This is a genomic window from Streptomyces sp. NPDC051913, assembly GCF_044593635.1.
Classification (GTDB): Bacteria; Actinomycetota; Actinomycetes; order Streptomycetales; family Streptomycetaceae; genus Streptomyces.
Genome location: NZ_JBIUCI010000015.1, coordinates 109,276 through 123,053, shown reverse-complemented (window position 1 = coordinate 123,053; position 13,778 = coordinate 109,276). Strand labels below are relative to the sequence as shown.

Sequence of the window (13,778 nt, the reverse complement as noted above, 5' to 3'; positions counted from 1 at the left end):
ACGGCTGTCCTGCGCTGCCATGTGCTCGGCGCATCCATCGGCATGGGCGTGAGTCTCGCACGCCCATGCCGTCGGCGATCGCGAAGGGGGCTGTCGGCGTCAGTCCACGCTGGGCAGGATGTGGGGCTCGGCGAGGTCGTCCTCGTAGCCCGCGAGGCGGATGGGGGCGGACCGCGCCCACACGTCGAGGCTGCCGAGCTGTCCGGGCCTGTGGCCGGCCTGCTCCTGGCGTTCCTTGGGGCGTTGCTCGCGATTCGTCTTCTCCGGTGTCACCGCGCACTCCTTATGTGTCGGGTCACCCTCGGGGCGTACCAGCCAGGATGCGGCCTGGCACCGGACGCCCGCTCGGGTCTGAGTCGAGAACAGTTCGGACGCGGTGGCGCCGGTAACTCTGGTGAGAACAGACCGTGGTGATCGGTTTGCCCCAGGACGGACCGTGGGTGTGGGTAGGACCCCGTACTGCTGTCCGTCCGCTACAGATTAACCAAATGAGCAGGGGCCCGCTCGATGGGGCTGAAAACAAGGGGTAACTATCACAAGTCCCCCGTGTTCATTGGGTCCTTTAACAAGGCATTTGTCCATTTATGCCCTGTCGGCAAGCTCACCCGTTCGGCGTACACGCATGGTCGCGCCTTCGAGGAAGTTCGAGGAAATCCGCCCTCGGTCGCGCAGTTCAGGTCCCGTTGGCCGATTCGCAAGACGGCCATGATCTGCTGACGGGCGGCAACGGCCTGCCCGGCGAGAGGACTACGCGTGGAGCTGCGCAGTGTCGAGGAGCTGATGGATCTGCTGTACGCCTGCCGGGACCCGCACGGCCTGCGGACCGCCGCGCTGCTGCGCCGCGGCCGCCCCGCCGACAAGGAGCTCCAAGTGGCGGGGCTCGTGCAGGACATCGGGCAGGTCCTGTGCCCGGGCGACGAGGCCCACCGCCACGAGCGGGCGGCGGACGCCGTACGGACCCTGCTCGGCGAACGCGTTCACCGTCTCGTACGACGCGAAGGCCCCGTCGGCGACGACGACCTGCTGCGGCTGCGCCTCGCGGAGGAGGAGAGCCGGGCCGCCGCCTTCGACGCGGGGGTCCTGGAGGACTGGCGAACCGTGCTGGAGCTGCTGGCCGCACGGAACTCCCGTCTCGGGGCTGTCGACTGACGGCCCGTCATGAGACGGTACGTCGATGACGTCGCCGTACGGGCTGAGCGGGAAGGCCGCCGTCGTCACCGGCGGGACGCGCGGGATCGGGCGCGAGGTCGCCCGGCAGCTGGCGGACGCCGGGGCGCTGGTGTGCGTGACGGCCCGGGAGGCGGCGGACGTCCGGCGGACCGCCGCCGAGCTGGGCGGCATCGGAGTGGCGGGCAGCGTCGCCGACCCCGCTCATCTCGCGGAGGTCACCGCACTCACCCTGCGCGCGTTCGGGCGGCTCGACGTCGTCGTCAACAACGCCGCGACCAACCAGCCGTACGGCCCGCTGATGGACGTGGACCCGGACGCCTGGCGCGAGGCGTTCACGGTCAACGTCGAGGCACCGCTGCGACTGGTGCGCTGCGCGTGGCGGGCGTGGATGCGGGAGCACGGCGGGTCCGTGATCAACGTCTGTACGGAGGGTGCCACGCATGTCGGGCCGCGCATCGGCGCCTACGGCACCAGCAAGGCGGCCCTGCTCCATCTCACCCGGCAGCTCGCGGGGGAGCTGGCTCCGCGGGTCCGCGTCAACTCCGTCTCGCCCGGTCTGGTGCGTACCGAGATGGCCCGGTTCGTATGGGAGCCGGGCGAGGCGGAGCTCGCGGCGGGGCTGCCGCTCGGGCGGATCGGGGAGCCGTCGGACGTGGCGCGGGCCGTAGTGTGGCTGGCCTCCGACGCGGCCGAGTGGATCACCGGTGCGGATCTGCTGGTGGACGGCGGGACGCGGGTCGGGGCGGCGCGGCCGGGCGGGTACGCCGTCCACGACCGGCTGCGGTCGTACGCGCCGCCGCAGCCCTGAAGAGCCTCTCTACGGGAAGAGCGCGATCCCCATGAGGACGATCAGCACGATGAACGCGACGAGCGCGATCGTGCCCCACGTCCACGGGTGCTTGTAGGGGTCGTGGGCGCCGCCGCGGGGCCGGTCCTCGGGGAGGACGGGATGCGCCGGGCGGTCGCTCGCGTAGAACTGCTCGTCGGTGGGGTAGTGGTTGCGCGGGTCACCGAGAGCGCGCGGATCGATGTTGTGCGGACTGGCCATGACTCACTCCTGGCGCGGTACTCAGGAGGGTCCGGGTTCCCCTGCGGGCGCCGGGGCACACGTCACGGCAGGCGCGTCACCACTTGCCGGGCGCGTAGTCCTTGAGGAAGACGCCGTACAGGTCCTCGCCCTGTTCACCGCGCACAATCGGATCGTAGACCCGGGCCGCTCCGTCGACCAGGTCGAGCGGGGCGTGGAAGCCCTCCTCGGCGAGGCGCAGCTTGTCGAAGTGGGGGCGTTCGTCGGTGATCCAGCCGGTGTCGACGGAGGTCATCAGGATGCCGTCGGTCTGGAACATCTCCTGGCCGCTGGTCCGGGTGACCATGTTCATGGCCGCCTTGGCGGCGTTGGTGTTGGGGTGTCCCGCGCCCTTGTAGCCGCGGCCGAAGACGCCCTCCATCGCGGAGACGTTCACGACGTAGGCACGTCCGCTCGCGGCCTTCTTCGCGGCCTCGGCCATGCTCGGGCGCAGGGCGCTGATCAGGATGAAGGGCGCCGTGTAGTTGCACAGCTGGGTCTCGAGCAGCTCGACCGGGGAGATCTGCTCGATGGTCTGCACCCAGGTGTTGGTGTCGACGACGTCGGGGACGAGGCCGCCCGCGTCGATGGCGGTGCCGTCGAGGTGCTTGGCGACGCTGGCGTTGCCCGCGACGAGGGCGAGGTCGGCGACCTGCTGGGCGTCGATGCCGGAGATCCCGGCGGGCAGGGAGGCCAGGCCGTCGACGGCGCCGGAGCCGAAGGCGCCGATGACGTGGTGGGCGGGCAGCTCACCGGCGGGCAGCGGGGCGCTCTCGCCGTCGACCAGGGCGGCGTAGGCGGAGGGCAGGCGGCGCACGGTCTGGGTCGCGTTGTTGACCAGGATGTCGAGCGGGCCTGCCTCGCTGACCTGCTCGGCGAGGGCGACGGCCTGGGCCGGGTCGCGCAGGTCGATGCCGACGACCTCCAGGCGGTGCATCCAGTCCCCGGAGTCGTCCATGGCCTTGAACCGGCGGATGGCGTCCTTGGGGAAGCGCGTGGTGATGGTGGTGTGGGCGCCGTCGCGCAGCAGCCTGAGCGCGATGTACATGCCGATCTTGGCGCGGCCGCCGGTGAGCAGGGCGCGCTTGCCGGTGAGGTCGGCGCGGGCGTCGCGCCGGTCGCGGTTCAGCCGGGCGCAGTCGGGACAGAGCTGGTGGTAGAAGTAGTCGACTTCCACGTACCGGGTCTTGCAGGTGTAGCAGGAGCGGGGGCGCTGGAGTATCCCGGCGATCCGGCCCTCCTCGGTGACCGACGAGGGGAGGATGCCCTCGGTCTCGTCGTCGATGCGCTGGGCGGAGCCGGTCGCGGTGGCCTCGGTGACCGCCTTGTCGTGGGCGGTCTTGGCGGCCCTGCGCTCCTGGCGGCGGCGCTGCTTGACCGTGCGGTAGACGCCGGCGGTGGCCCGGCGCACGGCGATCGCGTCGGGGTGGTCGACCTCCAGCCGGTCGAGCTCGTCGAGCACGGCGAGGCAGACGGCCAGCCGCTCCGGGTCGATCCCGGGGCCGTACACGACCTCGTCCACGGCCTCGTCCGTGATCGCCGAGCCGTCCTCTGTCACCGTCATCGCGCTGCCGTTTCCCTGCTGCCCCGTGCGGCGCTCCGACCGCGTCCGCTTTCGAACAGGGAATTCTACGGAGCGCCGGGCCCGTCCTCCAAAAACGGAGGGGGTCAAGCCTCGCAGGCGGTGATGAGCGTCTCCACCTCCGCGGTGAGGGCCCTGGCCAGAACGTCCAGGTCGGGCACTGCTGCCGCGTCGGCGACGAGGCCGTAGTGGACGTGGCCGCGGTACGTCGAGACGGCGATCGCCAGGGACTGGCCGCGGGCCAGCGGGGCGAACGGGAACACCTGGGTGACCGGATTGCCGCCGAGCTTCAGGCCGAGGCTGGGCAGCGGGACGCTGGTGACGAGGATGTCGAACCAGAGCCGGGCGGCCTGGCTGACCAGGGGCCCGCCGAGCCGGTGGCCGAGCGCGGGGACGTGGTCGGCGAGCAGCGCGACGGCACCGGCGCCGCGGTTGGGTCCGGCGTCCTTGTTGCGGTCCATGGCGGTGCGGACCGTGTCGAGGCGGGCGAGGGGGTCGGGGTCGTCGACCGGGAGCCTCATCAGGTACCCGGAGAGCCGGTTGCCCTGTGGGTGCGCGGTGCGCGGGCGGCGCTTGGAGACGGGGATCAGGGCGCGGGGGGCGACGCCGTCGCTGCCGTCGCCCCGCTCGTCGAGCCAGCGGCGCAGGGCGCCCGCGACGACCGCGATGAGGACGTCGTTGACGGTGCCGCCCTGGGCCTTGCGCACACGGTGCACGTCGTCGAGGTCGATGACCACGCCCGCCGTGCGGCGGGTCCCGCTCGGTTCCGCGGTCAGGGCCGACGAGGAACGCACCCCGACGCCGGACAGGGCGACGGAGGCGCCGATGTCGAGGACCCGGCCCACGTCGGAGACGGCGCCGCGGACCAGACCGGGCAGCTTGCGCACGTCCGGCAGGAAGCCCGGGGACGGCGCCTCGGGGCGCGGCCTGCGCTCGGGCAGGTCCATCGGGTCCAGGATCGCCGCGGCGAGCGTCAGGGCGCGCAGACCGTCGGCGAGGGCGTGGTGGAACTTGAAGAGCACGGCGAAGGAGACGCCGTCCTCCCCCGGCAGGACGTGCGCCTCCCACGGCGGGCGGCCGCGCTCCAGCGGGCGTTCCATGAGCCGGCCGGCCTCGGCGTGGAAGTCGGCGGTCGGCGCGTGCAGCCGGACGTGGTCCAGGGGGTCGAAGTCGGGGGCGGGTTCGCGGGTCGCCCCGCCGAAGGACAGCGGCTGCCAGACGTCCCGGATCCGCATCCTGAGGCCGGGCACCGCGGCGGCCCGCGCGGCGAGCAGGTCGGCCGCGTGGGCGCCCGCGGTGGGTGAGTGCGCCGCGAAGACGCCGAGGGCGCCCAGGTGCATGGGGTGCTCGGCGGACTCGATGTTCCAGAACGCCAGGTCGAGAGGGGCGAGCGGGTCGGAAGTCAATGGCTTGCCTCGCGTCGACGACGGGTGGGCAAGCAGTCAATCGCCCTCTGGCGATTACGGTCAAGTACGATCAAGCTACGCACAGTTAACAGCAGATTAAGTCCGGTCGTTCGCGCCCCAGGGGTCACGGGGGTGCCCGCCGGTGTGTCTCAGGACACTCGCTGGCCCTTTCCGAGCCCGATCACCCCGCCCTTGGAGACGGTGTAGAGCTCGGCGTCCCGCTCCGGATTCACCCCGATCGTGGCACCGGGTGGCACCTCCACGTTCTTGTCCAGGACCGCGCCCCGTACCACCGCGCCCCGCCCGATCTTGACGTTGTCGTGCAGCACCGACCCCTGCACGACCGCCCCCGGGTCGACCACCACCCCCGGCGACAGCACCGACCGGGTGACCTGCCCCCGAATGAGGCAGCCCGCGCTGATGATGGACTCGCTGGCGATGCCGCCCGCGTTGAAGCGGGCCGGGGACAGTTGGCCCGAGTGGGTGTAGATGGGCCACTGCCGGTTGTAGAGGTTGAACGCCGGACGCTCGGCGATGAGGTCCATGTGGGCGTCGTAGTACGCGTCCAGGGTGCCGACGTCCCGCCAGTAGCCGCGGTCGCGGTTGGTCTCGCCGGGGACGTGGTTGGCGCTGAAGTCGTACAGCTGGGCCTCGCCGCGCTCGGTGAGCTGGGGAAGGATCGAGCCTCCCATGTCGTGGACGGAGCGTTCGTCCTCGGCGTCCCGCTGGAGGGCCTCTATCAGCGCCTTGGTGGTGAAGATGTAGTTGCCCATGGAGGCGAACACGCACTCCGGGTCGTCCGCGAGGCCGGGCGGATCGGCGGGCTTCTCCAGGAAGCGGTCCACCGTGAGCCCGTCCGAGCCGGGCGTGATCACCCCGAACTGCGAGGACTCGGAGCGCGGGACGCGGATCCCGGCCACGGTCACGCCCGCGCCGCTCTCGATGTGCTGGGCGAGCATCTGGCGCGGGTCCATGCGGTACACGTGGTCGGCGCCGAACACCGCGACGTACTCGGGCCGTTCGTCGTAGACGAGGTTGAGGGACTGCAGGATCGCGTCGGCGCTGCCCAGGTACCAGCGGGGGCCGAGCCGCTGCTGGGCGGGGACGGGGGTGACGTAGTTGCCGAGCAGGCTGGACATCCGCCACGTCGTGGTGATGTGGCGGTCCAGCGAGTGCGACTTGTACTGCGTGAGGACGCAGATGCGCAGGATGTCCGCGTTGACGAGGTTGGACAGCACGAAGTCCACCAGGCGGTACGTTCCGCCGAAGGTGACCGCGGGTTTCGCGCGGTCACCGGTCAGGGGCATCAGGCGCTTGCCCTCTCCGCCCGCCAGTACGATCCCGAGCACCGAAGGTCCGCCACGACGCATGGTCGCTCCCCTCACCCTGGTTGTGACCCATGCCTGCCCCCGCCCGGGGCGCACTACGCCTGTTTGCGGATCTCCTCGTAGAGCCGCACCGTGCGCCGGGCGACCGCGTCCCAGCCGAACTCCCCCACCGCGCGCTCCCGCCCGGCCTCACCCATCCGCCGGGCGCCCTCCGGGTCGCCGAGGACCGAGTCCAGCGCGCGGGCCAGGGCGGGCTCGAAGTCGTCGTCCACCGGGACGAGCAGACCCGTCTTGCCGTCGTCGACGACCTCCGGGATGCCGCCGACCTTGGAGGCCACGACGGGAGTTCCGCACGCCATGGCTTCGAGGTTGACGATACCGAGGGGTTCGTACACCGAGGGGCAGACGAACACGGCTGCGTGGGTGAGGAGTTGGATCACGTCCGGACGCGGCAGCATCTGCGGGATCCAGTGCACGCCCTCACGGACCCGGCTCAACTCCTCGTACAGCTCCCGGAACTCACGGTCGATCTCCGGGGTGTCCGGCGCTCCGGCGCACAGCACGACCTGGGCGGCGGGGTCGATGTCCCGTACCGCGCGCAGCAGATGGGGCACGCCCTTCTGGCGGGTGATGCGGCCGACGAAGAGCACGAAGGGGCGGTCCGGGTCGAGACCGACGCGGGTCAGGGCGTCGGTGCCGTGGTCGGGGCGGTAGAGAGCGGTGTCGATGCCGTTGTGCACGATGTGCACCCGGGCCGGGTCGAGGGCGGGGTAGCAGGCGAGGATGTCCTCACGCATGGCTCCCGACACGGCGATCACCGCGTCGGCGGCCTCGATCGCGGTGCGCTCGGCCCAGCTCGACAGGGCGTATCCGCCGCCGAGTTGCTCGGCCTTCCAGGGGCGCAGCGGCTCCAGGGAGTGGGCGGTCATCACATGCGGGATGCCGTACAGGAGCTTGCCGAGGTGGCCGGCGAGGTTGGCGTACCAGGTGTGGGAGTGGACGAGTTCACGGCCTTCGAGGCCGGCGGTCATCGCGAGGTCCACGGAGAAGGTGCGCAACGCGTCGTTGGCGGTGTCGAGGACGGGCCAGGGGCGGTGGCGCACCACGCCCACGCCGCGGCCCTCGCCCCAGCAGTGCACCTCGACATCGACCAGGGAGGCCAACTCCCGGGCGAGGAACTCGACATGGACGCCCGCGCCGCCGTACACGTCCGGCGGGTACTCCCGGGTCAGCAGTCCCACTCGCACCCGGAACCCCCTGTTCTCCACGGCTGGTTGCCCTTCATGGTCACCCAGATGCGGCGCGCGGGGAAGACCGCGGGGGCCGGGTGAAGCAGCAGTCCCCGCACACGCCGCCGCCGGGGACGCGGTAGTAGAGGCAGCAGCTGCGGCGCCGGAAGGCGGTGCCGGTGAGGGTTCCGGTGCCGGTGAGGAGGGGGTGGGCGAGGAGGTCCGCGGTGAGGGCGCGGGTGCGGGCGGCCGCCTCGGGGCGGTCGTGTGCGCGGGCCCAGAGCGACAGCTGCCGGGCGGCTCCGGCGAGGGCGGAGGCGGCGTTGCCGCGGAGCAGGCCGGGGGCGAGTCGGTACCGGGACCGCAGCGCCGCGGCCAGCGGCTCCAGGTGTCCTTCCAGTACGACCGCGGCGACGGCGCCCGCGTCGCCGGGCAGCGCGCGCACCTCGGTCAGCCACAGGTCGTCGGGGGCGCTGCCGTCGGCGTCCCAGCGCAGCAGCCGGGCGTCCAGGTCGGGGACGTGGCCGTACAGCACGGCGCAGCCGAGGGCCGCCGACCAGAGCCGGGCCGCGAGGCCCTGCTGGGCGATGGAGGCGGCGATCCGCAACTCCGGGGCCCGGAGAGCATCGGCCACTTTCCGGACACGAAAAGTCACGGATTCTTCGTAAACATCCGATTTTTCGATGTCGTACGCCCGTGCGAGGGTGGGCAGCGTTGAACGGGGCGGCGCGCCCGTGCGTAGTAGGAAGTAGCCGCCGAGCGGGCGGAGCGCGGCGAGATCGGCGTCGAGGTCCACGAAGAGCAGTAGTACCAAGGCCCCTAGGGGAGGCCATCAGGGGGTCACGGGGCAGTGTCACCCACCTTGGGGAGGACTGACCCTCCGTAGTACTCCATCGGCAGTAGGACCCATTGCCTGCTCAGGTACGACGACGGGAATGTCTTTTCACGGCATCGTGTTGGACATGGAAGCCGACCGTTCGCCGCGCCGGGGTAACCACCCCTGCTTCACGCAGAGGAGCTGCTGATGAGCGCCCTCGCGTTGTCCGTCGTCCTGTCGCTCGTCTCCGCCGTCGCGTACGCGGGCGGGGCGATCGTCCAGGAGCAGGTCGCGGTGTCCTCCCCCGAGCAGCAGTTCGCGCCGTTCCGTCGGCCGAGCTGGTGGGCGGCGGTCGCGCTGAACGGCCTCGGCGGCCTGCTGCACGTGGTGGCTCTGGCCTTCGGCCCCCTCAGTCTGGTCCAGCCGCTGGGCGCGCTGACCATCGTGTTCGCCCTCCCCATGGCCGCCCTCTTCGTCGGCCGCAGGGCCGGGGCGACCGCGTGGCGCGGCGCGATCATGGCGACCGTGGGCCTCGCCGGTCTGCTGTCGCTGGTCGGTGCCTCCGACGCGCAGTCCCTGGACACCGCCCAGCGGGTGGCCGTCGCCACGGTCACCGGCGTCGCGGTCGTCGCCCTGATGATCGCGGGCCGGGCGGCCCACCGGCACCCGGCGGTGCGCAGCATCCTGCTCGCCACCGCGTCCGGTATCGCCTTCGGCATGTCGTCGGTGTTCACCAAGACGGTCGCGGTCGACTGGACCGGCGGCGTCTCGGCGGCCGACGTGCCCTCCCTCGCCGTGATCGGCGTCCTGGCCACGGCCGGCATGCTGCTCTCCCAGGCCTCCTACCGAGGCGCCGGGCTCGCGGCCCCGCTGGCCACGCTGACCGTCGTGAACCCGGTGGTGGCGGCCGTCGTCGGCATCACGATGTTCGGCGAGACCTTCCGCTACGGCACGACCGGCACCGCGCTCGCCCTGAGCTGCGGTGTGGTGGCGGCGGGTGGCCTGATCCTGCTGACGTCGGAGCGGATCGCCCGCACGGAGTCCGTGCCGGAGCCCACGCCGGAGCCGGTCCAGCCGGTCCAGCTGCCGGCCCAGGCGGAGGAGCCGGTGCGGGTCGGGGACGTGCAGGTACGCGTCCCCTCCTCGGCCGAGGAGCTGCTCGCGGTCCTGCCCGGGCAGACGCCGACGCCTCGCGAGGAGTCCCTGGTCGCGGTGGCCGAGTCGGCGGTCCTGGAGGACCCCGTCGACCCGGCCGAGTCCGAGGAACAGCCGATCTTCTACGTCGGCCCCCTCTACGGCGCCTCCTACATCCCGATGCCCGTGCTCGACCGGCACCGCATGAGGGTCAAATCCTGAGGGGCAGGTCCTGACCGCGAGGTCAGACCCTGACCCCTCCGGCCCGGAGATAGGCGACCGGGTCGACGTCCGTACCGAAGCCGGGCCCCGTCCGCACCTCGAAGTGCAGATGCGGGCCCGTGCTGTTGCCCGTGGACCCCGAGCGGCCGATCCGCTGTCCGGCACCGACGCTCTGCCCGCTCTTCACCGAGATCGCGGACAGATGGGCGTACTGCGTGTAGAGCCCGTCGGAGTGCCGGATCACCACCTGATACCCGAACGACCCGGCCCATCCGGAGGCCACCACCCGCCCGGCGGCGACGGCCTTGACGGTCGTACCCGTGGGGACGGCGAAGTCGACGCCCGTGTGATAGCCCTTCGACCAGGAGGAACCCGCCTTGTGGTACGGCGTGCCGGTCGGCGCGTCCACCGGGGCGACGAGCGAGTGCCCGGTCTCCTCGGCGGCCGGCTTCTCCTTCTTCTCCTTCGCCGGCGCCGTGGACGTCTGCGTCGTGACCGTGGCGGCCTTGCCGCGCAGGCTCAGCCGCTGTCCCGGCAGGATGAGGTCGGGATCGGACCCGATGGCCTTCCGGTTGGCGGCGTACAGACCCCGCCACCCGCCCTTGACGTCCTCCCGCTCGGCGATGCCGGAGAGGGTGTCGCCGTGCACCACGGTGTACATCTCGGCCGAGCCGGCCCTGGACTGGGGCGTGGTCTGCGGCTGTACGTCCGGGACGGCGGCCTTGGTGCCCCCGGCCGGGTGGATGTCGGGGGTGTCCCCGCCCCGGGTGAGCCCCGCCCGCACCGAACACACCGGCCAGGCTCCCGGCCCCTGCCCGTCCAGCACCTTCTCGGCCACGGCGATCTGCTGGTCCTTGGTGGCGAGATCGGCCCGCGGCGCGTACCGGGTGCCGCCGTAGGCCTCCCAGGTGGACTGGGTGAACTGGAGCCCGCCGTAGTAGCCGTTGCCGGTGTTGATGCTCCAGTTGTTGGTCGACTCGCACGCGGCGACCTTGTTCCAGGTGTCCACGTCGGCGGCCTGTGCCGTGCCGGCGCCGATGAGCGGGATCGCCATTCCGGCACCGCCCGCCGTGACGGTGAGCGAGGCGCGGTTGATCCTGTTCGGCTGATACCGGCGGTGCCGGCCGCGTACGGCCATGGAGCGTCCCCCTCGACATACGTGCATACGTCAGGAGGGCCAAAAGTAAGCGCCCCGAACAGGCCATGACAAGACCGCAATCAGCCGCCTCTCGGCACGACGGATACACTCCCTCGCACCAGGGCCCGGGGCGCGCTGGAGGGTGAACGGGGCGGCGGTGGATTACGAGTTCGACGTGTTCGTCAGTTACAGCAGAAGCGCGGGGCACGTCAGCGCGTGGGTGCGGAACCACTTCTACCCGGCGCTCAAAGGCTGTCTGGAGGACGAGACCGGGAAGGCCGAGATATTCCTCGACCAGCAGCTGGACGAACGCTTCGGCGTGCCCTGGCCGGATCGGCTCGCCACGTCCCTGGGCCGGAGCCGACTTCTCGTTCCCGTGCTCTCCGCGCCCTATTTCCGCTCCCCTTGGTGCACCGCGGAATGGGCCACGATGGAGGAGCGTGAAGAACAGGCACAGGCCGAGGGGCTGATCTTTCCGGTGGTGTTCGCGGACGGGACCAGCTTTCCGGAGCCGGTGCGCCGCCGCCAACTGCACCAGGAATTCAAGAACTACAACGTCCCCTATCCCAAGTACCAGGAATCCGAGGCGTATCCGTACTTCCATCAGGAGGTGCAGCGCCTCGCCCAGCTCATCGCCACGCGCCTCGCGGAGGTGCCGGACTGGTGCGCCGACTGGCCGGCCCTCAGACCGCCCCCCGCTGCCACGCCGACTCCCGGCCGACTTCCACGCTTTGGAGCGTGATGGAAACCGGACAGATCATTACGTTCTACTCCTACAAGGGCGGGGTGGGCCGTAGCTTCGCGCTCGCCAACACGGCCGTGGTGCTGGCGCGTTGGGGCTATCGCGTGCTGTGCGTCGACTGGGACCTGGAGGCGCCGGGGCTGTCGTACTACTTCGACGAGCACCTGGCCTCGCCGGCGAACGCGGGGCTGCTGGAGATGATCGAGGAGGCCCGCGCGACACCCGGCACGGGAGAGCTGACGGCCCTTCGGCACCGCACCCCGGTCCGGCTTCCGGAGGGTGCCCACCTGGATCTGATCACGGCCGGCGCGGTGGGCGACGAGACGTACATCTCCCGCCTCCAGCAGGTCGACTGGGAGGAGCTGTACGAGGAACACGACTTCGGCGCGACGCTGGAGGCCTGGCGGGACGCGTGGATGAGCAACTACGACCTCGTCCTGGTCGACAGCCGCACGGGCATCACCGACGCGGGCGGCATCTGCACGGCCCAGGTCCCCGACGTGCTGGTCTTCGCGTACACCGCCAACCAGCAGAACGTGGACGGGGTGCTGGACATCGTCGACCGCGCCATGAAGGCCAGGGACGGGCTGCCGTACGACCGGCCCCGGCTGCTGACCGTGCCGCTGCTGAGCCGGTTCGACGCGCAGACCGAGTACGAGCAGGGCGAGGTCTGGCGGCGCAGGCTGGCCGAGATGATGGAGCCGCGGCTGCGGGACTGGGCGCCGCGCGGCAGCTCCGCCGGGGAGCTGCTCCAGCGGGTGACGATCCCCTACTTCCCCGTCTGGTCCTTCGGCGAGCTCCTGCCCGCGCTCACCGAGAGTCCCCGCAACTCCGAGCAGGTCACGTACAGCATCGCCAGCCTCGCCGCGCTGCTGGCACGCCGGCTGGAGGACGTGGGCCTGCTCATCGAGAACCGTGACTCCTATGTGGAGACGGCCGAGCAGGCGGCGCGGCAGGACTTCGAGGTCGACGTGTTCATCAGCCACACCAGGGCGCAGGAGCCGCTGGCGCGGACCCTGCAACAGCTGTTCCTGGAGAACGGCGTGACGAGCTGGGTCGCGGGCGAGAACCTCCGGCATCGGGCACAGTTCGCGGACAGGTGCCGTCACCTCGTCATGATCGTGGACGAGACGGGCGAGGACTTGTTCCAGAACCACGACACCGCCCTCTTCCTGCGCCGCTCGGTCCACACGACGACTGAACGGCTCACGTTCCCCGTGGTCACCTCGTCGGCGGCCATCCGCGAACTGCCGCGTCTTGCCCAGTCCCTGCAGGTGTTCAACCTGGAGGACGGCACCCCGGCACAGGCCGCCCGCGCCATCGCCGCACGTATTCGCCGGGACTCCCCCAGCCTGCGGCCGCACTCCTCCCGAAGCGGCCGCTACGACGTCTATCTGTCCTACGCCCACGCCGACTCGAACTGGACTCTGGTGCTGGCGGAGAACCTCAAGCGGCTCGGGCTCGACGTGTTCGTGGACGAATGGGAGATGCAGCCGGGGGACCACTGGCCCTCCCGGCTGGAGGCCGGTCTCAGCAGCGCCGACGCTGTGGTGGCGGTGGTGAGCACGGACTGGACGCGGTCGGACTACACCTTGCAGGAGTACGCCCTGGCCGCCCAGCGGGCGGAGCGCCAGCAGTTGATCCCGGTCCTGATCGGCGACGTCATTCCCCCGCCGCACGTGGCCGAACGGAACTACGTCGACTTCCGCGACGCCATGACGCCGAGGGCGTACGTGGAGAAGGTCCGGCAGCTGGCCCGGGCCATCCTCCATCTGCCCGAGAACGCGCCGCTCCCCCGCAGCGCCTCCGTCGTCCTCCCGGACACCCTGTTCTAGGTGCTGAACACAACAGGGCCCGCGAACCGTATCTGCGTAGGCTGCTGACGAGCACGAACGGCACCACCGACACACGACCTACCCGATCCACCGGATCCTTGGGAGCAGA

General features: G+C 71.2%; 13 protein-coding genes. 5 read left to right on the top strand and 8 right to left on the bottom strand.

Annotated features, from left to right (window positions below; translation table 11 throughout):
- Nucleotides 1-99: 99 nt before the first annotated feature.
- Nucleotides 100-273 (bottom strand): hypothetical protein, encoded by a 174-nt coding sequence (locus ACIHIX_RS35785; protein ID WP_399963674.1) that lies wholly within the window; start codon nt 271-273, stop codon nt 100-102.
- Nucleotides 274-753: 480 nt separating this feature from the next.
- On the opposite strand from ACIHIX_RS35785, the gene ACIHIX_RS35780 reads away from it, so the two are divergent.
- Together ACIHIX_RS35780 and ACIHIX_RS35775 are read left to right on the top strand one after the other, a co-directional pair.
- Nucleotides 754-1,149: a hypothetical protein gene (locus ACIHIX_RS35780; protein WP_399963672.1), complete on the top strand. Its 396-nt coding sequence runs from the start codon at nt 754-756 to the stop codon at nt 1,147-1,149.
- Nucleotides 1,150-1,174: 25 nt separating this feature from the next.
- On the top strand, nt 1,175-1,978 hold the full coding sequence (locus ACIHIX_RS35775; protein WP_399963670.1) for an SDR family oxidoreductase: 804 nt from the start codon (nt 1,175-1,177) through the stop codon (nt 1,976-1,978).
- 9 nt (nt 1,979-1,987) lie between these two features.
- Here ACIHIX_RS35775 and ACIHIX_RS35770 read toward each other — a convergent pair whose 3' ends face one another.
- The 6 genes from ACIHIX_RS35770 to ACIHIX_RS35745 all read right to left on the bottom strand — a co-directional run bounded on the left by ACIHIX_RS35770 (nt 1,988) and on the right by ACIHIX_RS35745 (nt 8,595).
- Nucleotides 1,988-2,218 carry a hypothetical protein gene (locus tag ACIHIX_RS35770; RefSeq protein ID WP_399963668.1) on the bottom strand — a complete coding sequence of 77 codons (231 nt, stop codon included), beginning with the start codon at nt 2,216-2,218 and terminating at the stop codon, nt 1,988-1,990.
- A gap of 76 nt (nt 2,219-2,294) precedes the next feature.
- Nucleotides 2,295-3,800, bottom strand: coding sequence for an SDR family NAD(P)-dependent oxidoreductase (locus tag ACIHIX_RS35765; protein WP_399963666.1), 1,506 nt, complete (start codon nt 3,798-3,800; stop codon nt 2,295-2,297).
- Between the two features lie 104 nt (nt 3,801-3,904).
- Complete coding sequence (locus ACIHIX_RS35760; RefSeq protein WP_399963663.1) at nt 3,905-5,224, bottom strand: wax ester/triacylglycerol synthase family O-acyltransferase; 1,320 nt, start codon at nt 5,222-5,224, stop codon at nt 3,905-3,907.
- Nucleotides 5,225-5,373: 149 nt separating this feature from the next.
- Nucleotides 5,374-6,594 carry a glucose-1-phosphate adenylyltransferase gene (gene glgC / locus ACIHIX_RS35755; protein ID WP_399963661.1) on the bottom strand — a complete coding sequence of 407 codons (1,221 nt, stop codon included), beginning with the start codon at nt 6,592-6,594 and terminating at the stop codon, nt 5,374-5,376.
- 53 nt (nt 6,595-6,647) lie between these two features.
- Nucleotides 6,648-7,799 (bottom strand): glycogen synthase, encoded by a 1,152-nt coding sequence (gene glgA, locus ACIHIX_RS35750; RefSeq protein WP_399963934.1) that lies wholly within the window; start codon nt 7,797-7,799, stop codon nt 6,648-6,650.
- 40 nt (nt 7,800-7,839) lie between these two features.
- Nucleotides 7,840-8,595 carry a (2Fe-2S)-binding protein gene (locus ACIHIX_RS35745; RefSeq protein WP_399963659.1) on the bottom strand — a complete coding sequence of 252 codons (756 nt, stop codon included), beginning with the start codon at nt 8,593-8,595 and terminating at the stop codon, nt 7,840-7,842.
- Between the two features lie 210 nt (nt 8,596-8,805).
- Here ACIHIX_RS35745 and ACIHIX_RS35740 point away from each other — a divergent pair, with 210 nt between their 5' ends.
- Nucleotides 8,806-9,954 (top strand): DMT family transporter, encoded by a 1,149-nt coding sequence (locus tag ACIHIX_RS35740; protein ID WP_399963656.1) that lies wholly within the window; start codon nt 8,806-8,808, stop codon nt 9,952-9,954.
- 22 nt (nt 9,955-9,976) lie between these two features.
- Here ACIHIX_RS35740 and ACIHIX_RS35735 read toward each other — a convergent pair whose 3' ends face one another.
- Complete coding sequence (locus ACIHIX_RS35735; protein ID WP_399963653.1) at nt 9,977-11,092, bottom strand: transglycosylase family protein; 1,116 nt, start codon at nt 11,090-11,092, stop codon at nt 9,977-9,979.
- Nucleotides 11,093-11,249: 157 nt separating this feature from the next.
- On the opposite strand from ACIHIX_RS35735, the gene ACIHIX_RS35730 reads away from it, so the two are divergent.
- Nucleotides 11,250-11,834 (top strand): TIR domain-containing protein, encoded by a 585-nt coding sequence (locus ACIHIX_RS35730; protein ID WP_399963651.1) that lies wholly within the window; start codon nt 11,250-11,252, stop codon nt 11,832-11,834.
- A complete protein-coding gene (locus ACIHIX_RS35725) occupies nt 11,834-13,669 on the top strand; it encodes a KGGVGR-motif variant AAA ATPase (RefSeq protein WP_399963932.1) in 1,836 nt (611 codons plus the stop codon). Before ACIHIX_RS35730 ends, ACIHIX_RS35725 begins: the two co-directional genes overlap by 1 nt.
- Nucleotides 13,670-13,778: the final 109 nt, after the last annotated feature.